The organism is Lysinibacillus sp. NPDC059133 (genome assembly GCF_042755925.1).
Lineage (GTDB): Bacteria > Bacillota > Bacilli > Bacillales_A > Planococcaceae > Lysinibacillus.
Genome location: NZ_JBHZDH010000012.1, coordinates 65,945 through 87,119 on the forward strand (window position 1 = coordinate 65,945; position 21,175 = coordinate 87,119).

Genomic DNA, 21,175 nt, shown 5'->3' on the forward strand with positions numbered 1-21,175 from the left:
ATCGAAACTCTCAAACACAGCCTTTTGAAATTATTCTTTCTCATCTTCCTAAGAAAGATTCGAGATAACAAACACCCCACCACAATGCGAGATCGGGTAAAATTCTAATTGGCATACTCCTTTTAATAAGGAACTCATTTCCTCATGGACAAAATAAAATTCATCATCGTCCCAATAGCCAATACTTTCTTCACGACATTTTTCAAGTTGCGTTCTTGTATGAAACGCGATATCGCCGATAAAAATTTTGCCTGCAGGTGTTAGCTGCTGCAATAATGCTGTAATATATTGCACCTTTATTTCATCGGTAAAATGATGCAGCGCATAGGTGCTCATAATCGCGTCATATTTTTGATGAAGGAGCGCTGATGGCAGCCCTTTTGACAAATCCCACTCCATTAAGTTTGCATCTGGCATTTTTTCTTTGGCGATATCGATCATTTTCGAGGAGAAATCGAATCCATTGATCATATGCCCATTGTCATAAAGCTTTGCCGTTAACACCCCAGTGCCAAATCCAATGTCTAATACAGTAGACTTTGGAATGTACATGACCTCATTAAAAATCGTATTTAATACTGCTTTATATCCTGCAAATGGATATTGGTTGCTTTCTTCACTTAGCTGAACCGTTTTATCGTAACCATCAGCCCATAAATTAAATCCTTGTTGACTTAGCATAATAGTCCTCCTAGGTTTTCAATCGTTTAAGTGTTTGGAAGGTCTATGAGTACTAAACATCCCATGTTAGTTACGAACAATCCCTCTCCAAACATATAGATTTTCATGACCAATAACCTGTTTCATAAAAACTCCCCCTTTCAAAAATTCAAGCTCATCACCATAGCGTGGGGTTGATTTCCGTTCCGATTGGGCGCTTTCCTAGAGGCGTTAAGGCAGAACGAAAATCAAACTATATACATTGCATGCGTTTTATCTAAATGTCATCCACAACTTTTAATGAAAAACTAATATCAAATTATTATACCAAATATTACAGACGGAAATAAGCGAATTTTCTAACTTTATATAATTTCTAAAAAGTGCTATAATAAGGATAGTTTTCTTTTCAAGGAGGAATCGAAATGGACGCATTCTTTTGTAATGCTTGCTCTAGACCAAACACTTTACAGGTCAAAGAGGTCTAGAAAAGTTAACGCAAATAACATAATTGAATGATCTCTTTAGGCCAGTAACCTGTATTAAAAGCCTACTATTCAGGAGTGAATTCAAATGGAAAAACAAACAATTCAGCCGTTTTTAACGGTCGCAAACTATAATTTACTTGAGCAGCAAATGAATAAAATAATACAAACACTTGCAACGACAAAGGATAAAAACGTTATCCTAGCTGTACATGGTATTGTTGAAAGCGAAATCACAGCAAAAATAGCGCTTTCCACTACGGAAACCCAGCTAATTGAACAGCTTTTTAATGTGACAGACCGCGCACATGGCGAAGCGTATTTAGAGCAATTAAAACCATATGTCATCCCATTCAAAGCAGTCACTGCAAGCACACTGAAGAGTCTATTTAAAAAGGAAAAAAAGCTCAAGCTACCGAAGCTTGAAGACATGGATTTTCAGCAGATTTGTTATTTAGCTTGGGATGATCCTGGTACACATCGAAAATATGTCGTATTGGAACAAGATGAACAGCTAAAAGCGATTAAGGGAACTTTCTCTAACAATACAATTAAAGGGATATGTGCATTATGTAACCGCCATTCTGATGTTGGCCTATATACTACGTCTGTAAAAGGGCAAGTCGTTGGAACGTTCACAAATTATAGTAATTACATTTGCGCAGACAGCGAAACATGCAATCGACATGTAACGGATATAGAAAAAACAAAAGCGTTTTTCGAGCGCATCACTCAATAAAATAAAATATTATTCAGTGGGGATTTCATCATCCCCACTGATTTTTATTTTTCACTAATCGAGCTTTATGCGCGAATTTTGGAGAGAAAAAATAAGCCTTCTCCATTTGGGATAGGCTTAAACTGTAGACAAAAGCTATTTTTTGCAGAATGCTGTATATAATTTTTTAGCGGCTGACTCCTAAGAGATAAACTTGAGCTAAAAGCCCCGCAGGAACAGTTTACGTAAGAAGCTAACTATTCAAAAATGAAAACGAGTACGGTGCTTTTTTGCACTTGTACTCGTTTTAAGATTTTATAATTTAATCTAATTTCTCTAAAGGATAACTTTCATATCGCCGTAATGAAATACCATGGAAGGATCAGCAACAGCAAGGCCAGGATTTGTTGGACTGGAAAGCCCTGATCCCCCAACCACTTCGATTTCAAGTTTTCCACGTAGTGGGCGTTCTCCTACAAGATAGTCGCCTGTAGATTTAACATGAAGGATACCATTTACATGAGAGCTAATATCAAATTCCAATCGAGTACAACTTCTTGGAGGTATTACCGTTGAAGGAAGACCTTCTAGAAAAGGTTTTTCATGCTCATTCGTTATAAAAGGAAGTGTTATTCCCTCATTAGAAAGCTCGAGAGAAGGGCAATATTCAATCACAACATCAGCCTCTAGTGGTTGGCTTGTAGGATTTTTAATAAGAATCACAAGTCGATTATTAGGCCGTCCAACTGCAGCATCCAATGGAACGAGAAATGGTCCTGTGGTAATCGTATACTTTCTATTTTGACATGTTGATGTTTGGTTTGACATAGAATCACCCCCTAATAAAAAATATTACTTTCTGTATATTTTATTAAAATGAAAAAACAAATGTATAGACAGTTGTAGAAAGAGCACCACTTTATTCTTGATTGTAAATATAGTGGCTGGGAGCTTGCTTCTAAAATTTATATACTATTGAAAACAATACAACAAAACGGTTGAAAGAGATGAAGCACACCCATCTTATTTAATTGATGAAATTTTGGGTACATTTTGAGGAACATCCTTTTCTCTGTCCTTCCTTCATCTATATATAACAAACAAAAAACACTCGCATTTTAAGCGAGTGTTTCGTGATTATTAGGATTACCATTTCGGTGGTGTATACTTTTCTCCCAAATAAATTTGGTGTCATGGATACTCTATATAAACCTTATTACATTGATATATCAATACATAAATGTACTATCAAAATCAAACTATGCAAAACAGGCATAAAACGGGGCTAACTGAGGCTGAAAATTGTTTATGTTTTGGTTAACTTCATCTGTATTAGTTTAAATATCATCAAACTTTTTAATTACTTTCTTTCTAAACTTAAAACCAAATCGATTAGTATGTACCTCATTCCTTGCTAGAAGTTTATATGCATCTAGAATATTGGACAAGTGAGTAAAAATATAGATACCGACTGCAATCAGCCCAATACAAATCGGATAATAAGGTGTTAAAAAATCATCGGAAATAATTTTTTTCCTGACAAATCCAATTGGTATGAACCCCAATGCAAATATTCCGAATCCTGCTACCATAAAAATTGCGTATTTTTTCTTCATACGTTCATATCTAATGTTAATCTCTTGGAGATATTTTTCATCAAACAATAAAGGTTCTTGTTTAAGCACTTTGTATTTATCTTCTTCAAAAAAAGATGTTGACGCAAGTAAGCCTATTCCTATGGTTGCAAAAATAATCGTTGGTATTAAATAAGTTGATGGGTCTTGTTTAAAAATAAAATAAGGGATAAAGGCTAAAGCAACAAAAAATAAACCCATTGATAAGTATTTAGCAGATTTACGGCCAGAGAGTAAAAAACCTTCTGCCATTTCTTTGCTAACATAATATCCTGACTCTTTATCATTGCTAGGTTCGACAGAGTCCTTTAATAGATAATCCATTGAAACACCAAAAATATTTCCAATCATAAGAAGTTTTTCAGTTTCAGGATACCCTTGACCATTTTCCCATTTGCTAATGGCTTGCCTCGTCGTGTTTAACTTTTCGGCTAAAGCTTCTTGGGAAAGTCCTTCTTCCTTTCTCAATTTAAAAATTTTTTCACCAAATGTCATTTGCTTTGAACTCCTTCCATTTATTATTACAATAAAACCTCCAGTTTCAATATTGTAAGTTAAGGGGTAAATTAAAGCGACTACAGGTAAGATCACTCCATGCATTATACATATACATGACTACGTATCTAATAACAATCGATAAAAATACAACTACTTTCATGCAGTTGAATGTTTAGTTCGAAGTAGTAAAAATACTTCAACGACTGTTACAAAGGGAACTTTATTCTTTTTATCACCGAATATAGATTGTTATATCACATTTAGCGGGTTGCCTTTAATAAAAGCAGTGGATAATGAATATTTATCCAACACACACCTTTTATTATTCCATTTTATTCCTATATAACACGATAACATGGTTATCTATTTGTTTCAATTCATTCGGTTCACACCCCACAATTGTATAGTTATTAAATACTTTTTCTCGCTTTTTTGTAAAATAATTTTACCTTTAATAAAAGAAGATTATCGACAATTTTTCAATATCGCTTATTTCCTCTTTTTAAATTTTGTTTAGATATAATTCTTCTTTTCTATGACAAAAAGTTTTATATTATAAACGATATGATTTCTTATGATTAGAAGCCGTATTTTTAAATGTAACAGCTATTAGAGTTGAAAAAAGCATATCATCTACCAGTGATAACTTTAGATATATCATATAAAGCGGTAATTATTATTTGGAGTGCAGCGAAGATTACAACTATATTAAATAAGGGATTTTCATAAAAACTTAACCACTCAGTAAAAAGTTCTGACTGTAATATCCTATTTCCGAAATCGCCAAAATTAAAGTTAGTCACCACAAATGTACCATCCAAAATTGAAAAGATGAGATTAAGAATTAAGAAGCCACCAAGATTAATTATCCATTTCTTTAATAATTTCACCTTGTTATCATCCTCTCTTAATAATCTTGATTTATTTAAAAATAAAAAACAAAGGAAGTAAACACATTCAAAATATTATGACATTATATCATAGTATAAATAACCTCCTAATACTCCACCAAGGATTCCCCAAAAACCTATGCTAACGGAATGCCAGAAGATTACTCTTCTTTTATTTGCGCCAGCAGCTAATGAGGTGAAGGCCGCAATATGGGCGGAAGCGACTAATGGAGCAATAAGTGCAAGTCCTGGAACTCCATATTTATCATACCTTTCTCTCGCTTTAATTGCGCGATTATGAATAAATCCTTCTTTTTTTGAATGACGATTTCGAATTTTTGTTAACAAAGCGTTAAAAGGTAAAATAACGATCATAATTGAAATCCAGTTTCCAATCATACTAATAATTACTGCAATAATAATCGGGATCCCGATGAGAGAACCTACTATAGCTGCACCAGGAGATTCTACAAACGGAATGAAAGATATAATGAAAACACCCAAATACTGTAGAAGCAAATCTAATTCAGATAATTGACCGACAAACTCTTGTATCATTTGACGAAACATACAGTAACTCTCCTTTTTTTAAAGAACACACCTTTTACTTTTCCAAGGTGTGTTCACTATTTTTTTCCACTTCGAGACATTCCATATATAATAGCAAAAAAGACGACGCCTACAAATACGAATATATTTGTTATTGGCTCATTAACTCTTGGGATTGAGTCCTGAAAAATCTTTAAAAAAATTAAGACCCCTATGGTAAAAATAATTCCGATAATAGATACTTGTTTCATTGTGTCTCCTTTCTGATTATTAATTTAATTATTCACTTTTTAAATTTCGTTTAAATATGAATCTCCTTTCTTAAGTACTATCTAAATCTTAGAAAAACATTGCTCTTACTTCTACAATGCAGCAGTTGCACTTTGTCAACTTACGGTTGCAATCTTGTTAAACAGTGTATTTTGTATAGAAATTCCCCACCAATCTTGAACTTATAAAAAACATAACTCAACGAGAAATAAAACCTTTTCAATGATTTTTTTGTTGAAGGTATGTGGAATTTTATGTTAAATTTAATTTAACATTGAGAAAATTCAGTTCTTCAACTCCCATGAAAGAACTTAATCATCTTTCATTTTCTGTGGTGAAGAGCTGATTTTTGCGCTTCATGGATGGCTAACGGAGCAGTTTAGTGAAGGAATAGATTGGTGGGAGAATAATGACAAAAAACAAATTAAAAGGTTTAGTTGCTTTAGGTTCTGTAATAACTTTAATTGGTTTTATATTGTTATTTTTCAGTGTTAATATTGGATTATCACTTGCTGAAGATCGGATAATTAAACAAGGTGGGATGGACACTTCGGCATACCTAATTGTGATTGAAGGTTATACAAATAATTTCTTGGCTGCCGGAAGTATCCTTTTTGGGATTGGTATCTCCACCATCATTTTTACTTATTACAAGATACTTATTAACAAATAGAAATAATAATAAACATTGTTTTTCTTATTCCAGTAAAAGGTGCGTTGAACAAGAAAATACTTGGTGATAAAAAGGACCGACTATTGTTAAACAGTACCCTATAAGATAGACACTTTGAAAAAAGTCTATCCTATAGGGTACTTTTGTTTATAATGAGAAAAAAGATGTCGGAGCGGAATGAAATGACGAAAAGATTATTTACTAAAAAAGAGCAAGAACAACTAAACTGTAATCCTAATGTCCAGGCTATTAGTGATAAAGCGATTACTTATACTGAGGAATTTAAGGCCGGTTTAGATGTTGAACTAATTGGTTTGAAGCGCATTAGTTCAGCGGGAAAGCGTTGGCGTGCAGCTTATCGTACAACTGGAGTAGCGGGTCTACAAGATACACGGAAAACGAATTCAGGTCGTCCAATAGAACGGGAATTAAGTTTAGAAGAAAAAATTGCACGATTAGAAGCGAAAAATCGATTATTACAAGCGGAGAATGAACTTTTAAAAAAGCTCGATCTACTCGAAAGGCAGATGTTAAAGAAGAAATAACAATCGCAACAGAACTAAAATTTGAATTAATCAGTAAAACGATTCAAAAATATAAACTAAAACGCTTAGTAAGCTATCTATGTGAAATCATGGGTGTATCTCGTTCAGGCTACTATAATTATTTCACTGAAAAATCAGCACAAAAGCGTGCAGCCCATGAGTTAGCAGATGAAGCAATCAAAGAAATCATTTTAAAAGCGTATCATTTCCGAGGACGTAAGAAAGGTGCACGTCAAATTAAAATGACGTTAGAAAATCAATATGGGATTACGTATAACTTAAAACGTATTCGCCGCATTATGAAGAAATTCGAGATTGTATGCCCAATTCGAAAAGCGAATCCTGCACGTAGAATGGCCAAAGCGACAAAAGAACATCGTACATGTCCAAATGAATTACAGCGTAACTTTAAACAAGGTGTAGCAGGAAAAGTATTATTAACAGATATCACGTATTTGACGTACGGAAACAGCAAACGTGCTTATTTATCAACGATTAAGGACGCTGAGACAAACGAAATTTTAGCGTATGAAGTATCTGCTTCATTAAGTATGGATATCGCGCTCAATACTCTTCGTAAATTGAAGCGAAATCACCAGCATTTAACGAAAGATGCATTTATTCATTCAGATCAAGGATTCCATTATACGAATCCAAAATTCCAGAAACTTGTGAAGGAAATGGGACTAGGGCAATCTATGTCACGTCGAGGAAACTGTTGGGATAACGCCCCTCAAGAATCCTTCTTCGGTCATTTTAAAGATGAAACCAATCTGAAAGCGTGCGAAACATTAGAAGAAGTAAAACGAGAAGTGAAAAGTTATATGATGTATTACAACCATTATCGAGGGCAATGGAACTTGAAAAAGCTGCCGCCTGCAAAATACAGACAGCAGCTTCAAAAAGTTGCCTAGCTTTTTTCAAAATGTCCTTTACAAAGGGTACACTTTATGTTAATTCGGTCCTTTTTTGAGTGAATTATACAGTGATTTTAATAGTGATTATTTGTGTTCTGATGAAAAATGTTAGATGAGATTTCTCTGTTTGCACACCCGTTAAAAAAAGATGTAAGTGGCTTCTTTTATTGAAAGGTTCAAAATTAGTCAAAAAAAGGCCGTTTTCTCAAAGATTGTTGCTTCTGGTTTCGCTATCTTCTTCAACTAAATATATCATGACATCCACTTAGGTGGTGTGTTTTTCTCCCAATAAATTTTGTGTGGCGCATACTACACCTAAGAAATGCTTGTAAACATTGATATATCAATACATCTGCGATTTTTGTGTAATTTTAAACTACACAAAATAAAGCATAAAACTGAATTATTTTAGGGCTAAGTGGGGCTAGATTGAGGCTAATAAAATTATGGCGAGCGTGTGTACAGGAATAGATGAGTTGATAAACAGGGCTTACTTAATTTTTTTGGCCTCATAAAAAAGAGGCCTCTATATCAAGACCTCTTCCTTCTACCTATTCTAAAATTATAAAACTAAATAAAACTTACCACTTATTTATTATTACTTTGCTTTTCATTTAGCTGCATTCTTACGTCCCATCCATCAGTGATACTTCTTGGTTTAAAATTTGAAGCGTCATTCTGAGTATCTCTTGGTTCAAATGGATTTGTAGTATCCGAACCTGAACTGGTATTGTCATCTTTCCACCAGCTATCTTCTTTATCAGACATCTATAAAACCTCCTTATATAATTAGTGAAATAATTTGTTTAACAATATAGGTTAAAATAACAGCAATTAATGATAAATACAGTAAATTAATACCCTTTTTAAATTGAATAGCTTTATTTTCGTTGGAATTATCATTATCTTCTACTACTGTTTTGTAAGCCTCAGCTAATCTTATCGATGTGTCTTCCTTTGATTTTAGAGCCATCTCTTTATAGTTGCCTCCTAAACCCATTCTTCTATAAGTCTTAGCGTTTAATACCTTTATAAAGTGTCTCATCGATAGAAATAATGTCACTAGCGGAAAAATATAAATAAGTCCCAAAAAAACTAAGCCTATATACTCTAAGGGTGCGTCTCCGGTTTTAAATATGGTAAAATCCATGATACTGGAATAAAATCCAATTAACACACCCAATAACGCTATTAAAATCCCAGTTCGTGCTTCAATATCCCTTTTTCGAGATGCTTCGATATCATACTCCTTTTGAATAAATGTTAATAGTATTTCAGCACTAGGATAAAGAGACTCTGTTTCATCTTTATCATTTTGGTTTACACTCACGGCATCCAATTGAGATTCTTGATTATTATTAGCGCTCAAAGCATTCATCACGCCTTCCAAATATTACTTTAATATATACTAAAGTAAAATCCTAATAAACACAATAACATTTCTTTATACCTAATACACAAAACAGTCATTATTTAATAGATTTGTATAAAATTCAAAGTTATTTCCAATTTCTATGTATGGCAAAAAAAAAGCACAGCCATCTGATACGTCTTGATATTATCATAAAATGAAAAAGCACCAACAAATGATATGCTGATGCTTATAACTGTTTGGTGCGAAGTTTAAAAACTAAAACATAGTTTATAACTAATTTGATTCTGGATATATGTCAATATAATTTTCAATATTAACTTTACTATATTCAAAGTTATGATTCTCTAATTCACGAATAGTATCGCTATAAACATCATGTGATGCTTTTGGATCTGAAATAGTTATAACTAATACATAATCCATTGATAATTTACTATCATCTTGGTTAACTTGTTGAAATATAAAATCCCTATATTGACCTTCAAGATATAGGAACCATTTTTTATCTTTAGATAAATAATTTTTATGAGTTGAATCTTTAGCCTCTTCAAGGTCAGCAGAAAACTTCTTAACCGGATAGTATTTATCTCCAAATTCAATCAAATTTCTTTCCTTTAAAAAACCGATATTTTCTTTTATTTTTTTCACACCGTAGGCGGTCTTTAATAATAAATTCTGAGAACCATTTCTTCCAATAGGGTTCAATATCGTTGGTATAGATGTGTCCCTATCAACTAACTTATCGTATGTACCCATTCTCAATACCATATTTGATTGACAATATTCTGGACCCATTTCTTTGCTTAAATAATTATTATATACCAATGTAACTTTTATTTTACCTGTAAATCTTCCATCAACTATCAGATCTTTAGGATATGGAAAATCCATAATATCAATTCTTTGTTTTTTCTTTAAGTTTCCATTTAACACCAAAGTAACTGAATGTGGTGTATCTTTAGCCATAATATACTGAGAATTCTCTGGTTTACCATAACCAACTCTTCTTAACCTTTCTAGACCTTCCAATGCTGGATCCTCTAAATAACTTGCTGAATGAATCACTAATGATTTTAATAATAATGAATCAAAAGTTTTCTCATTCATTTCTAGAGCAAGATATAGTTCAGCTAACAATTTAGCAACTTTTGGTGTTGAATAACTTGTACCACACATCGAATGTAGTGTACCATCAGAAATTATAGATTTTTCACCTATTTCATCATAATCTGCAATAGATAAAGGGGAAGGGGCTTTCGAAAATATATCACCACCATAATGAACCAACTCTGGTTTTATTATTTCTGCCGGTCCCCTACCTACTCTTGAATATGGAGAAGGATAATTTGCCTTACTAAATCCATAATTATCAGATTTTCTGGAAATAGATCCTACAGTCAAAGCTCTAATAGAATCTGCACCCAAACTTAATTTTTTTGGTTCTTCCCCTAAAATATAAGACTTACTGTCATTACCTGCTGATTTACAAATCAACACGTTAAATTCATCTTGAATTTCATCCAAGGCAATAGCGAAATCTGAGAATTTATTCTCACCACTCCTACCATTTATACTGACAGATAGATTCCATATTTTAACCTCAGGATTACTTTCAATAGCTCGACGAATATTTTTTATTAACTCTGACTCATTAACCCCTCCATCTTTAACTACAGGCACATCAACAACTATACATCCATCTATTGAATAATCATTTACGCTGTTTATTTGATTACCATGTATTAAAAGATTGGCTATAAAAGTACCGTGGTTGGTATTAAGATCTGAGTTATTATAATTACAACCCTCACCTCTTCTAACAAACCCTTTAAGTTGCGGCAATATTGCAACACCCGAATCCAATAATCCTACCACAGGATAATTTTTGTTTTCATCATATTTTATAAAATTATCAGAGCTCTCATCATTTATGTCTAAATCTAGAAAGGGATTATCCGTTTTAGGCATTGGTTCCATTGCTTTGATAGGGAGTTCTTTAATAAAAGTTAATTTATCTAAAGTAACTTCTGCCACCTCTAAAACAGTGTTGTTTTTACTATATAATTGTCTTTCAAAATCTATATTTTTTTCAGCCAACTTCTTTTCAACATATTCAAGAACATTTTTATTTAATGTATCATTGTGAAAATCTATAAAATTAATCTTATAAAACTCTTCTTCCTCATCCATTAAAATAGAAGGTTTGAAACCTTTAATTTCTGTAATGGCTGAAATTGAATTTTTATTTTTGTCCAATTTAGTGAGGTTTTCCACAGTTTTTTTAATTGATTCTATTTGGTCTAATTTTAAAAGTAATTTATTCTCACTAACCATACCTAATTGGCTTTGAGCACTATCAACATTAAACATTGAAATAAGTTTACTTTGATGTGATTTTGCTTTAGCCTCGTCTATAATGTCTACTTCTAAAATATATGGAAAATGCTCTACATTAGGTTTATCCTGTTGGGTAATATCCTTTAAATGATGAATAAGCATATTACTATGTTCTTTTAGTTTCTCTCCTTCTAGTGTCCAAGGATAAGTTTTATCGTCTCCACCACCTTCTGTACGTAAATCATCTTGTTTTCTATGTTTAAAATTAATCAAAGAAAATTTTTCATCGTTCATAACATTAACACTCCTTTTGAATAGAATTCCTTACTTTTCTAATCGAAAAACTTGTATTATTCACTATATCTTTTTGAGTCATTCCATTTTCATGTAGAAAGGCTATTAAATCCTCTTCACTCCCGAGAGAAGGGTTATTTTTTAAATATATTTCATACAGTACATCGTAAAAAGTTAATACATTCTTATCATTCAAAATACATTTTTTTATAGCCGTATTTATAATTGTCTTTATTTCGGCAGGTGAAATACCTTCTAGTAAAGTAACTAAAGTGTTTGTTTTCTTTAAATCCTCTTGAAAATTATTTTCTATACCAGAAATAAAATCTTCTATTAATTTCATACGTATAGTACTTTCCGGATAATCAAGCATCAATGTCTTATCAAACCTTCTCCAAACAGCTTTGTCTAATAACAGATGATGGTTAGTAGCTGCTATTAAGATGCTGTCATTACCAAAACTATCGATATTTTGTATTAATGAATTGACAACTCGCTTCAATTCTCCTGTCTCATGTTTATCATCTCTAACTTTAGCTATTACATCGAATTCGTCCAAAAAAAGCACACATGGCTTACGTGAGGCAAAGTCAAATACTTTTCTGATATTCTTAGCAGTACTTCCCAACATAGAGGAAATTAAACTATCTAACTTCACAATAACTAGAGGTAAATCTAATTGGAGACTTATATATTTAGCAACAGAAGTTTTTCCGGTACCAGGAGGCCCGTATAGCAACAAATTACTATTTACTTCTAGACCTTTAGAAATGAGTAGATCTCTTTTATAGTACGAAAAAATAAAATCTGTTATTTCTTTTTCAATTCTTTCATTGAATATTAGAGATTCTCCACTTTCTACAGGTAAAAGTACATCTACAGTTTCTAATCTACTCTCACTATCAAAAGGCTTAGAAATGAGGGAATCTAAAGTTGCTATATTAGTATTATTTGAATCGATTATTTTTATTATTTTACGAGCAACCTTCTCTTCTCCGTTTTCATTTAATTTCTCAGCCATAGTTTTAGCATAATTAATGACTTTTTGTTGATCTCCTTTAATTCCACCTTCAATAATCTTTAGCAATTCTGAATACAAAAGAAACACTCCTTTCGTTCTAATATATACAATATCGTTATTTATAACAATGATTTTGTCATTTTTTTTTTAAAAACGTCATTTTATTTTCGATAACCGTTAAATACAAAAAATGAAATGTAACATATTTCAATCAATATTTCATCCATACAAAAAGGGTGCCCACTTTTTGTGGGTACCCATACATCTCAACAGGCAAGTCTTAGGGGGCTTGTGCCTCACAAAACAAAATGCTTGTAATGAATCATCAACAATTTAATGATTTTGGTACGTCGTTTTGTTACATCTCCGGACTTAGATATATACATCATATTTACTAATTAATTTCTTTGCATCGCTTTAACCAGCTGATCTTTCATCGCTCCTCACTCTCCTATTAAGAACATTCGTTCTCATTCATTTTAGAACAAACATTTGAATTTTAGCAAGCAGAAAGTTTCTTGTAAATAAAAAGGAGGCCCGCCAAATGTAACGGACTCTCCTCTACTATTAGTAAAAGTAACTGTTTCCATTTATGTGACCTCCTTTAATTGTAAGCCATTTGTTGAGCTACTCGTTTTAACTGTCTTGCGTTTTCAGACGGGCTTAAAGGCGTTGGGGAATGTAAATGTACTTCTTGATGTACACCTTTATCTTTCGCACCTTGTCCAACTTCACCTTTTACCTCAACATCAACTTTTACCTTATGTTCAATCTCAGTTTGGATAGCATCGATTGCGCCACTAATATCGTTGATAATATCACTAACTTCAACGTGAGGCTGAATCCATTCGGCTACTCTTTCAGCAGCTTTAATGGCATCCGATTTCATATCTGCAAGACCGATAATAATTCCTTTAACCAAGTTATGACCAACCATCTTTTTACCCCAACGACTCGGGCTATGAATGTCAAGTGCACCCTGGATAGTAGCTTTAATACTATTGGCAATAGATTGTGCTTGTTTAAGTAAAGCTGGTGTCATATCAGTTAAGCCTTGTTGCATGCCTTTAATGACATTACGTCCTATTTGAGGCATCGTTGATACCATTGCGTTAAACTCATTTGCGGTACCAGTACGAACTTCTTTAATTTTACTAGCCCACTCTTTTTTATAGGTATCTAACTGAGTAGCAGTTTCAGCCGTTAACTCTTCAATCTTTTTAGCTGTATCTTCTTTCATACCGGTTAACTCTAACTCTGCTTGTGAGCGTGCTAAGTTAGATTTCTCTTGCCATAAAGCTACATAATCAGCAAGTTCTGACTCACTCAAAGTATTAAGAGCAGCGATTTCGGCTGATGCAGATGGCCCTAAAGCTTGAAGTTCTTTTAGTAATCCTTGGTCAATGCCTTTAGAGCCTAAAGCTTGAATATTAGCTGCCCAATCTTTAAATGCCTCATTTTGACCTTTTAGATTATTAATCAACTTTTGACCAGATACAGCGGCTTTCGCTTCGATTTCATCAAAGATACCGACATTACCGTATAAAGATTGAGTTCTCGCGTTTAGTGCGTCCTCATATTCCTTAGTAAGTGCCTTTGAGCCATCAATAAGCTTCTGATTAGACTCTTGCATCTTAGCAGTGTACTCATCATTCAATGCAATGAGCTTTTCATGAATAGCCTGTTTGGTTTCTGCTACTTTATCTTCGTAGTAGATACGTTCTTCGCTACCATCGGCATATTGCTTCATGTACTTTTGGTACGCAGCTAATTCTTGAGTAAGTGAAAGCTGACTATATTTCTTTTTGCGATCAATATAGTTCTTCTCTTTTTCGAACTGCTCTTTCGCGAGTTCTTCCATCGCTTTATTGTATTTATTTTGTGCTTTAATACGCTCTGTCGTATTTTCAACAAACAGAGTCGTTGCGTACTTCCAGTAACCTGCTTGCTGTTCAAGAGACCACAATTCAAGGGATTTTTTATTATCTACAAACTGCTCTAATGCTTCCAATGTCTCTTTTTGGTATTTACTTCTCGCCTTTGCAAGCGCATCTGCCTCTTGCTTCGCTAACTTTTCGCGGCTAGCTTTAGCATCAGCCAAGATGTTATTGATACGTTGTTCTTGAGCTTTAGTATTAGCTTGCGTCTTTTTAGAAGTAGAAGCTTTAATAACTGCAATTTGTTGCTCCGTTTTACGATCAAGTTCAGCACGTTTTTTAGCATAGTCTTTTTGGATGGCAATAACATCCGCGCTTGTATTGGAAGTTGTATTTTTAACAATATAATTGATGTTATCCATCGCTGATTTTGTTGTTGTAATAGACTTACTAAAATCAGGAATTGCCTTAGCAGACATTAGATTTGTAGCTTTTTGTACCACGTTTGTAGTGGCCTCAATACCTTTAGCTACACCAATAGGAATCCATTTAGCAATGGCAATCATTACCCTACTCGGGCTATGAATCAGTGAATACCGCTGGTTTCCCAGTACTTTAACACCGCTTAATGCAGTCGGATTAGACTGTATCATCATCTACGAGAGATGCACCTTGTCAGTCGTTCGAGCGTAGTTCTAATGTTTTACGCTTCGGGATTACCTTATCTATTCAGACTTAGGCTTCCCCCGATATTCGGTGTTCAACATAGTTTCACTACTATGAGGGGCTAACATTTAACCTAAAAAGCTTTTAATGCCATTTGTAACGGTTGAAGCTACTTCTTTAACTTTGTCTGTGACAGCACCCATCATAGAACCAATTCCATTAATTAAGCCCTGGATGATGTTTTTACCGATCTCAACGAGATTGATGCTTGATAAAAATGATTTAGCAGCATTCCAACCTGTTTCAATTACTGTTTTAACACCATTCATCGCTGTTTCAACTACCGACTTAATACCATTCCAAACGGAACTAACAACCGATTTAATCCCCTCTAAAACTGAAGATACGACTGATTTAATTGCATTCCAGATTGAAGAAACAGCACTTTTGATTCCGTTAAGGACACTAGAGATTACGCTTTTGATTGCATTCCATACTGATGATACAGTGCTCTTGATATTGTTTAGGACTGAGGAAATAACACTCTTTATACCATTCCAGATTGTCGTTACAACAGATTTAATCGCATTTAGGACCGTTGTTATTACTGATTTAATTCCATTCCAAACACTAGATGTTGTTGACTTTATAGCATTTAATACTGATGAAATTGTTGATTTAATAGCATTAAAGATTGTTGTAACAACCGCTTTAATCGTATTTAGTGTGTTAGTGAAAATACCTTTTATTGCAGTCCAAACGGCTTGCATAAGTGATTTAGCAGTACTTCCAAATGCTTTTAATGGGCCAAGTAATTTACCTACAAAGTAAAGGTTAACTATTCCCCAAATGGCTTGTACTGCTCCGCTTAAGATCTGTTTAATACCTTCCCAGACACCTTGCCAATCTCCTTGGAACAGAGCAGAGAATGTTTGGATGATACCGAGTATTATATTGATTGCACCCTGGATAACGTTTTGGATAGCTTCCCATGTTGAAACAATTAATGCCTTAACAACCGGCCATATAAACTGCATAATAGCCCCAATTGCCGACATAACGGTTGTAACAACAGTACCAATAGCATTCCAAACAGTTGATGCAGTTGCCATAATACTTGCTTGGTTTTCATTCCAAAATGCCGTGATTTGCGACCAAATAGATGTAATCAAACCACTGACAGCCGTTACCGCTGTTGAAATAGCTGTTTTAATAGCTTCCCAAACGGTTTGAACTTGACTTCTAAATGTTTCATTTGTTTGATACAGACCTATAAATATTGCGGTCAGACCTGCTATAGCTGCGATAACTAATGCCACCTGTACAGTAATGAACCCTAAGGCCCTGCCCACTATTTTAAACTTAGGGTCTAACTTATCGAGAGTACCACCGAAGTCTTTAATCAATGATGTGACACCTTTGAAAGACTTACCCCATATACCAACAACTTTTCCGGCATCTCTAAACAACTCTTTAAATGCGATGATATTAGGTAATACCGCTAGTAATATCCCTCCGAAAGAAATCATACCTGCTATCAAGACACCGTTTGAGCGGTTACCTTCCATCGCTGAATTTACAAATTCCAAAACCTTATTTGCAATCTCAATAATCTTTGCACCAAGAGGAGCCATACCAATACCTAAGTTAACAAGGAAAGTAGTTAGGTTACCAATTAGCTGTAAAACACTAGGTGCAGTCTGTTGCACATAGCTTAAAAATTGTTGGAAGCCTTGGTTTTGACTAAGAGTAGCTGACCACTCTTTAAATCGGCCCATCATCGAAACTAATCCGTCCATCATACCTGAAGATGATCCAGCAAATGCACTAAAGAAGTAAACAACTCCTGCTATTGCATCTCTGAAAATGGCCCGAATCTTAGGCATATTAGTGTTCACGTAATCCATGAATGCTTGGAATTTCGCGCTACCACTTAACCCATTCGCCCACTCAGCAAAACGAGCTGTCATTTCCTCGAAGCCTTTTGCTGTACTTGCGCTTAATGGAGCAAAGGCTGTAAGCATTGATAACAACCCTTGAAATACATTTCCAAATGAGCGACCGAACGTCTCAAGCATCGGGCCACCTGAAGTATTAAGATACTCCAAGAAATTCTGAATTGGCGGAGTACCTATTGCTGTATTTAACTGTGCCATCAAATTGGCTACAGCTTGTGCACTAGATAAGAATAGTGGCCGCAACTTATTGAGTATGGCATCTGTTGCTTGCATACCACTCGTAAATGCTTGCAAGACTGGTTTTTCCGTCTCTTTTACAAGCGATTTATATGTGTTTTTTACAGCATCAAATGAGTTTTTAGCTTGCTGTTGAACTGAGTTGAGCTTTGCTTCTTCATCAAACAACTTTTTGATAGTTGGTATCGCTACAGCAGCAAAAGCAGTAGCAGCTGCTCCAGCACTAAGAAATGCTCCACCTAATGCGAATGTAGAGCCAGCGACAACACCTATCATTGGACCTAAATTTGCAATAGCTACCGCTGCATTTGCCAAAATAGGCGCAATTGCCGGAAATACAGTCATCATTGTACCCATTACGGTGTGTTGCATCAGCTCGCCAAATGCACGAATATTTACTGCAATCCGTTGAATCTTCCTTTGGAAATCCTCAATACGAGCCTCTATTTTTATGACAACTTTCTCTCGAGCGAGAGCAAGCATTTTCGCTTTAACTTCGGCTGTTTTACGTTTGAATTGTGCAACATCGGCACCAATATCCACTCGTACATCATTGGCCGCGTTTTTGATTGTGCTTTGTACCTGACGCATTTTTGCCATAAACTCAGTGATACGAGCACCAATCTTAGCTACGAAACTGTGCGCGTTTGACATAAAACATACCTCCTTATTTTAATTTTTATATTTAAATATTCACAAATTCATAAATTCATATATTTATAAATTTATGAACATTATATCATGTAATCGCCTATTTAAATTCACAAATTTATGAATCCAAGAATATTTAAATTGAAAATAAGTGATATACTGGTATTAAATATATAAAAACGGGGTATTTAAATTGGAATTAAGAGTACGTTTGAAGGAATTATTGCAGGAGCGAGGTATTACACAAAAAGACTTTGCGGAACAAACAGGTTTGAAGCCATCTGTCATCAGCGAATTAGTAAATAACCAACGTAGTAGTATTAATAAAAACTACATCATTAAAATAGCAGAGGCCTTAAATATTGATGATGTTAGTCAAATTATTGAATTGAAAAAGTAGCTCTAGTTGAGGGCTACTTTTCTTCGTTGAAGTAATAATCTTAATTTGATTCAAATTTACTCAATTGATCGTTTATTTCTTCCCAGATCTTCTCAACATCTTTTTTTCCATCACCCCAGGCTTGCATTGACTCAATTGCTTTACCGGGATCTACTTTGGAAAGTTCGCTAAGTTTCATAGGCAAATTTGAGACTATCATTATAATCTCCATATCAATAGGTAACATGATGAATTCTACTCCTTTTATTCTTTTTTGATTTTGCCCTCTAAAAACTTGTTTTTATACGGCACTTATACTTTAAAACGTCAATATACCCATTAGCTTCTGCTGCTGTTTTAAACAATAGTATTTCTTCTCTATTATTATCGAATAGAATTTCCACCCAATCCTCTTGTCTCTCAAATTGAATGCACATATAACTATTCAGATATATTAAATCCAGTCATTAACAACAAAATTACTTCTGCTGAAATTAAGTTTCAATATGCTTCTGAGGAAGTTCAGATAAATATCCTTTCTACAGATAACGGAAAATTATTCCTACAAAATTTTCAAAAAAAAAATTAAATATCCCACCTGCTTTACAAGTTGAAACTGAAGAAAGAAAAATTGTTCTTGTTATGAAACCGATTAAGATGAGTATTGAAATCCTTAACGGTAAAGAACAATTAAAAGATCAAGGTAGTGTTTTTAAGCTGTCACAAACAAAACCTGGTACTATCGAAATTTCAGTTAATTGAATCAATTTCATAGATCACATTTTTCAAAGGCTTAGACTGCTCCTATTAAGAAACTTACGTTTTTAAAAATTATGCTGCTTGAGTTTGTGTCTGTAATAAAGCATTTAGCCGATCTACTGTCGGTCTAAAATGCTCAGCGAATCCAAGATATTCGCCTTCATTGCGGACATTAAAGGGAATGACTGCACGCATTTGATACTCATGTAGTTGACGGTAAATGGGTTCATAATCATACCCTGTATCGAATATAGCGATTGTGAAATGCTCTGGAAATCGGTCTTCTACTTTCTTTAAAAGAGGAATCGCTGCTTTACTATCCGACAAATTGGCAGATGTCCTGAGGCGTCCAACGATATATTGCCCCTTTGTTGTTACGGCTAGGTGCCCTTTAAAGCCAAACTAAAACGTATTTTTGCCGTCTCTGTTCTTTTTGTTGCCCAATTCGGTTCGATGGACGAATCTTGCCACAGTGTCTCCAGTGGTGTATCGAGCTATGCTCTTATTCTGACTGATAATTGCCGTCCTGGCTCTCCAGCAAAGGGCTCATCAAGTAATTCAATACAGGTTTTGTACATCACAAATGTTTCACTTGTTGGTACCTCAATCGTTTTAGATCGATGAAATCCTTTGGTCATAGCATTTCTACTGTAGAAAAGTCTTAAACTGATTGTACGTCCATGCTAGACGCACATACAAAAAGAAAAGAACATTCTTTTAAAAAATGTTCTTTTCTCTAATTAAAAGTATTTATCACGTCAAAAATCATTCAGAAATATCAGTACTATTAGCTATAGCGCACGGATATACTACACAACTATAAGGATTTCCATTAGATGCAACATAAATAGGTTTTCCAGGGACATAACTATTGCTATTAGAGAAGTCTTTTATTTTTTTCTCTATTGTTTGAAGACCCATAACAACCCATTCCTCAGGGGCTTTACCCGTTGTGTAAATAATTGAACCAGCAGTTAAAGCTCCAACAACAATGCCTTTAAAAAAGACAGAAATTTTATTTGCTCTCGGTTGAGTTGTAATATTATTATCAATATCACCTTCCGGTAATTGATATACAATAAAATCAACATCTGATGTTTCTTCATTGTCAAAAGTTACAAATAAATTTTCTGTTTTTTCATTTTCCGAAGCGCCAGCAAAATTCACATCAACTATTTGAAATAGAAGTACACAAATTAACAAAATGCCTGTAAATTTTAAATAAATAGATTTCATTTTTTCACCTCCTCTTCATAGAATATACTATATTTTGTAAATTTTGTAAATATTTAATATATGGTGATTTTTCAGAAAATTAAACAAATAATTTACTCAACAAGGAAAGGAAAATCATTCCTACCACTACGCCACAAATAAAAATTATTAAATTTTTAAATTTCATAAAACACTCCCCCCTTTTGTACATTTATCCTTCCATCACCAATACTACCATATATTACCGTTAAAACCCAAAAAGATACTAATTTAGCAAACTTGTTTTGCAGATTGATAGTCGGCTACCCCACCACATATATATCAAGTCAGCAATCAGTTACAAAATTTTTCTCCAAAACTGCCACCAAGATTTTTTCTCCTTTTTCTCATCGGCTTCAGTCAATTGGCCTCGTATTTCCATAGATTCTTTTAAAGCAAAAGTTAATTTATTATCTCTTTCCTCGATACTATTTAAAGAATGGGGATTAGGCTCTAATGACACTTGGGTTCAAATTCCCGACCGATCGAGGGCTGCTAACATGATATTATCGCCCTTATAAGAGTCAA

The 21,175-nt window shown here is 34.0% G+C and carries 19 protein-coding genes and 1 pseudogene; 4 read left to right on the forward strand and 16 right to left on the reverse strand.

Annotated features, from left to right (window positions below):
* Window positions 1-48: 48 nt before the first annotated feature.
* On the reverse strand, window positions 49-681 hold the full coding sequence (locus ACFXN8_RS09035) for a class I SAM-dependent methyltransferase (RefSeq protein ID WP_386844459.1): 633 nt from the start codon (window positions 679-681) through the stop codon (window positions 49-51).
* A gap of 552 nt (window positions 682-1,233) precedes the next feature.
* Between ACFXN8_RS09035 and ACFXN8_RS09040 the strand changes: the two genes are divergently transcribed.
* Window positions 1,234-1,884: a FusB/FusC family EF-G-binding protein gene (locus ACFXN8_RS09040; RefSeq protein WP_386844461.1), complete on the forward strand. Its 651-nt coding sequence runs from the start codon at window positions 1,234-1,236 to the stop codon at window positions 1,882-1,884.
* Between the two features lie 315 nt (window positions 1,885-2,199).
* Here ACFXN8_RS09040 and ACFXN8_RS09045 read toward each other — a convergent pair whose 3' ends face one another.
* The 4 genes from ACFXN8_RS09045 to ACFXN8_RS09060 form a co-directional block, all read right to left on the reverse strand.
* The gene (locus tag ACFXN8_RS09045; protein WP_386844463.1) at window positions 2,200-2,691 is read right to left on the reverse strand and encodes a hypothetical protein; all 492 of its coding nucleotides are present in this window, start codon (window positions 2,689-2,691) and stop codon (window positions 2,200-2,202) included.
* Between the two features lie 509 nt (window positions 2,692-3,200).
* Window positions 3,201-3,992: a helix-turn-helix domain-containing protein gene (locus ACFXN8_RS09050; protein ID WP_386844465.1), complete on the reverse strand. Its 792-nt coding sequence runs from the start codon at window positions 3,990-3,992 to the stop codon at window positions 3,201-3,203.
* Window positions 3,993-4,624: 632 nt separating this feature from the next.
* On the reverse strand, window positions 4,625-4,885 hold the full coding sequence (locus ACFXN8_RS09055; RefSeq protein ID WP_386844467.1) for a YfzA family protein: 261 nt from the start codon (window positions 4,883-4,885) through the stop codon (window positions 4,625-4,627).
* Between the two features lie 75 nt (window positions 4,886-4,960).
* Complete coding sequence (locus tag ACFXN8_RS09060) at window positions 4,961-5,455, reverse strand: small multi-drug export protein (RefSeq protein WP_386844469.1); 495 nt, start codon at window positions 5,453-5,455, stop codon at window positions 4,961-4,963.
* Window positions 5,456-6,113: 658 nt separating this feature from the next.
* Between ACFXN8_RS09060 and ACFXN8_RS09065 the strand changes: the two genes are divergently transcribed.
* A complete protein-coding gene (locus ACFXN8_RS09065; protein ID WP_386844471.1) occupies window positions 6,114-6,377 on the forward strand; it encodes a hypothetical protein in 264 nt (87 codons plus the stop codon).
* 182 nt (window positions 6,378-6,559) lie between these two features.
* Window positions 6,560-7,836 (forward strand): IS3 family transposase gene (locus ACFXN8_RS09070; RefSeq protein WP_386844473.1). Its coding sequence is split into 2 segments (ribosomal slippage): window positions 6,560-6,887 and window positions 6,887-7,836, totalling 1,278 coding nucleotides; the frame shifts between segments, so codons are not numbered across the junction.
* A 591-nt stretch (window positions 7,837-8,427) separates the two neighbouring features.
* Here ACFXN8_RS09070 and ACFXN8_RS09075 read toward each other — a convergent pair.
* From ACFXN8_RS09075 to ACFXN8_RS09100, 6 genes are all read right to left on the reverse strand, one after another.
* On the reverse strand, window positions 8,428-8,607 hold the full coding sequence (locus ACFXN8_RS09075; RefSeq protein ID WP_386844475.1) for a hypothetical protein: 180 nt from the start codon (window positions 8,605-8,607) through the stop codon (window positions 8,428-8,430).
* 13 nt (window positions 8,608-8,620) lie between these two features.
* Window positions 8,621-9,217, reverse strand: coding sequence for a hypothetical protein (locus tag ACFXN8_RS09080; RefSeq protein WP_386844477.1), 597 nt, complete (start codon window positions 9,215-9,217; stop codon window positions 8,621-8,623).
* Between the two features lie 270 nt (window positions 9,218-9,487).
* Complete coding sequence (locus tag ACFXN8_RS09085) at window positions 9,488-11,845, reverse strand: S8 family peptidase (protein WP_386844479.1); 2,358 nt, start codon at window positions 11,843-11,845, stop codon at window positions 9,488-9,490.
* A gap of 4 nt (window positions 11,846-11,849) precedes the next feature.
* Window positions 11,850-12,944: an AAA family ATPase gene (locus ACFXN8_RS09090; protein ID WP_386844481.1), complete on the reverse strand. Its 1,095-nt coding sequence runs from the start codon at window positions 12,942-12,944 to the stop codon at window positions 11,850-11,852.
* Window positions 12,945-13,470: 526 nt separating this feature from the next.
* Window positions 13,471-15,399, reverse strand: a complete 1,929-nt coding sequence (locus ACFXN8_RS09095) for a hypothetical protein (RefSeq protein ID WP_386844483.1) — start codon at window positions 15,397-15,399, stop codon at window positions 13,471-13,473.
* Between the two features lie 138 nt (window positions 15,400-15,537).
* Window positions 15,538-18,258: a phage tail protein gene (locus tag ACFXN8_RS09100; RefSeq protein ID WP_386844485.1), complete on the reverse strand. Its 2,721-nt coding sequence runs from the start codon at window positions 18,256-18,258 to the stop codon at window positions 15,538-15,540.
* A 190-nt stretch (window positions 18,259-18,448) separates the two neighbouring features.
* Here ACFXN8_RS09100 and ACFXN8_RS09105 point away from each other — a divergent pair, with 190 nt between their 5' ends.
* Complete coding sequence (locus ACFXN8_RS09105) at window positions 18,449-18,655, forward strand: helix-turn-helix domain-containing protein (RefSeq protein ID WP_386844487.1); 207 nt, start codon at window positions 18,449-18,451, stop codon at window positions 18,653-18,655.
* A gap of 40 nt (window positions 18,656-18,695) precedes the next feature.
* Here ACFXN8_RS09105 and ACFXN8_RS09110 read toward each other — a convergent pair whose 3' ends face one another.
* The 5 genes and pseudogenes from ACFXN8_RS09110 to ACFXN8_RS09130 all read right to left on the reverse strand — a co-directional run bounded on the left by ACFXN8_RS09110 (window position 18,696) and on the right by ACFXN8_RS09130 (window position 21,110).
* Complete coding sequence (locus ACFXN8_RS09110) at window positions 18,696-18,881, reverse strand: hypothetical protein (protein ID WP_386844489.1); 186 nt, start codon at window positions 18,879-18,881, stop codon at window positions 18,696-18,698.
* A gap of 584 nt (window positions 18,882-19,465) precedes the next feature.
* Window positions 19,466-19,783, reverse strand: a pseudogene (locus tag ACFXN8_RS09115) (transposase); the annotation flags it as partial.
* A gap of 104 nt (window positions 19,784-19,887) precedes the next feature.
* Window positions 19,888-20,064 (reverse strand): DinB/UmuC family translesion DNA polymerase, encoded by a 177-nt coding sequence (locus tag ACFXN8_RS09120; protein ID WP_386844535.1) that lies wholly within the window; start codon window positions 20,062-20,064, stop codon window positions 19,888-19,890.
* Between the two features lie 94 nt (window positions 20,065-20,158).
* The gene (locus ACFXN8_RS09125; RefSeq protein WP_386844491.1) at window positions 20,159-20,629 is read right to left on the reverse strand and encodes a hypothetical protein; all 471 of its coding nucleotides are present in this window, start codon (window positions 20,627-20,629) and stop codon (window positions 20,159-20,161) included.
* Between the two features lie 316 nt (window positions 20,630-20,945).
* On the reverse strand, window positions 20,946-21,110 hold the full coding sequence (locus ACFXN8_RS09130) for a hypothetical protein (RefSeq protein ID WP_386844493.1): 165 nt from the start codon (window positions 21,108-21,110) through the stop codon (window positions 20,946-20,948).
* Window positions 21,111-21,175 lie beyond the last annotated feature (65 nt).

What these genes read in the sequence shown, in the direction of transcription:
- ACFXN8_RS09040 (WP_386844461.1), top strand. Translation starts at nt 1,234, where the DNA reads ATGGAAAAACAAACAATTCAGCCGTTTTTAACGGTCGCAAACTATAAT.
- ACFXN8_RS09085 (WP_386844479.1), bottom strand. Translation starts at nt 11,845, where the DNA reads ATGAACGATGAAAAATTTTCTTTGATTAATTTTAAACATAGAAAACAA.
- ACFXN8_RS09075 (WP_386844475.1), bottom strand. Translation starts at nt 8,607, where the DNA reads ATGTCTGATAAAGAAGATAGCTGGTGGAAAGATGACAATACCAGTTCA.
- ACFXN8_RS09060 (WP_386844469.1), bottom strand. Translation starts at nt 5,455, where the DNA reads ATGTTTCGTCAAATGATACAAGAGTTTGTCGGTCAATTATCTGAATTA.
- ACFXN8_RS09035 (WP_386844459.1), bottom strand. Translation starts at nt 681, where the DNA reads ATGCTAAGTCAACAAGGATTTAATTTATGGGCTGATGGTTACGATAAA.
- ACFXN8_RS09045 (WP_386844463.1), bottom strand. Translation starts at nt 2,691, where the DNA reads ATGTCAAACCAAACATCAACATGTCAAAATAGAAAGTATACGATTACC.
- ACFXN8_RS09065 (WP_386844471.1), top strand. Translation starts at nt 6,114, where the DNA reads ATGACAAAAAACAAATTAAAAGGTTTAGTTGCTTTAGGTTCTGTAATA.
- ACFXN8_RS09080 (WP_386844477.1), bottom strand. Translation starts at nt 9,217, where the DNA reads ATGAATGCTTTGAGCGCTAATAATAATCAAGAATCTCAATTGGATGCC.
- ACFXN8_RS09050 (WP_386844465.1), bottom strand. Translation starts at nt 3,992, where the DNA reads ATGACATTTGGTGAAAAAATTTTTAAATTGAGAAAGGAAGAAGGACTT.
- ACFXN8_RS09110 (WP_386844489.1), bottom strand. Translation starts at nt 18,881, where the DNA reads ATGTTACCTATTGATATGGAGATTATAATGATAGTCTCAAATTTGCCT.
- ACFXN8_RS09125 (WP_386844491.1), bottom strand. Translation starts at nt 20,629, where the DNA reads ATGAAATCTATTTATTTAAAATTTACAGGCATTTTGTTAATTTGTGTA.
- ACFXN8_RS09095 (WP_386844483.1), bottom strand. Translation starts at nt 15,399, where the DNA reads ATGATGATACAGTCTAATCCGACTGCATTAAGCGGTGTTAAAGTACTG.
- ACFXN8_RS09100 (WP_386844485.1), bottom strand. Translation starts at nt 18,258, where the DNA reads ATGTCAAACGCGCACAGTTTCGTAGCTAAGATTGGTGCTCGTATCACT.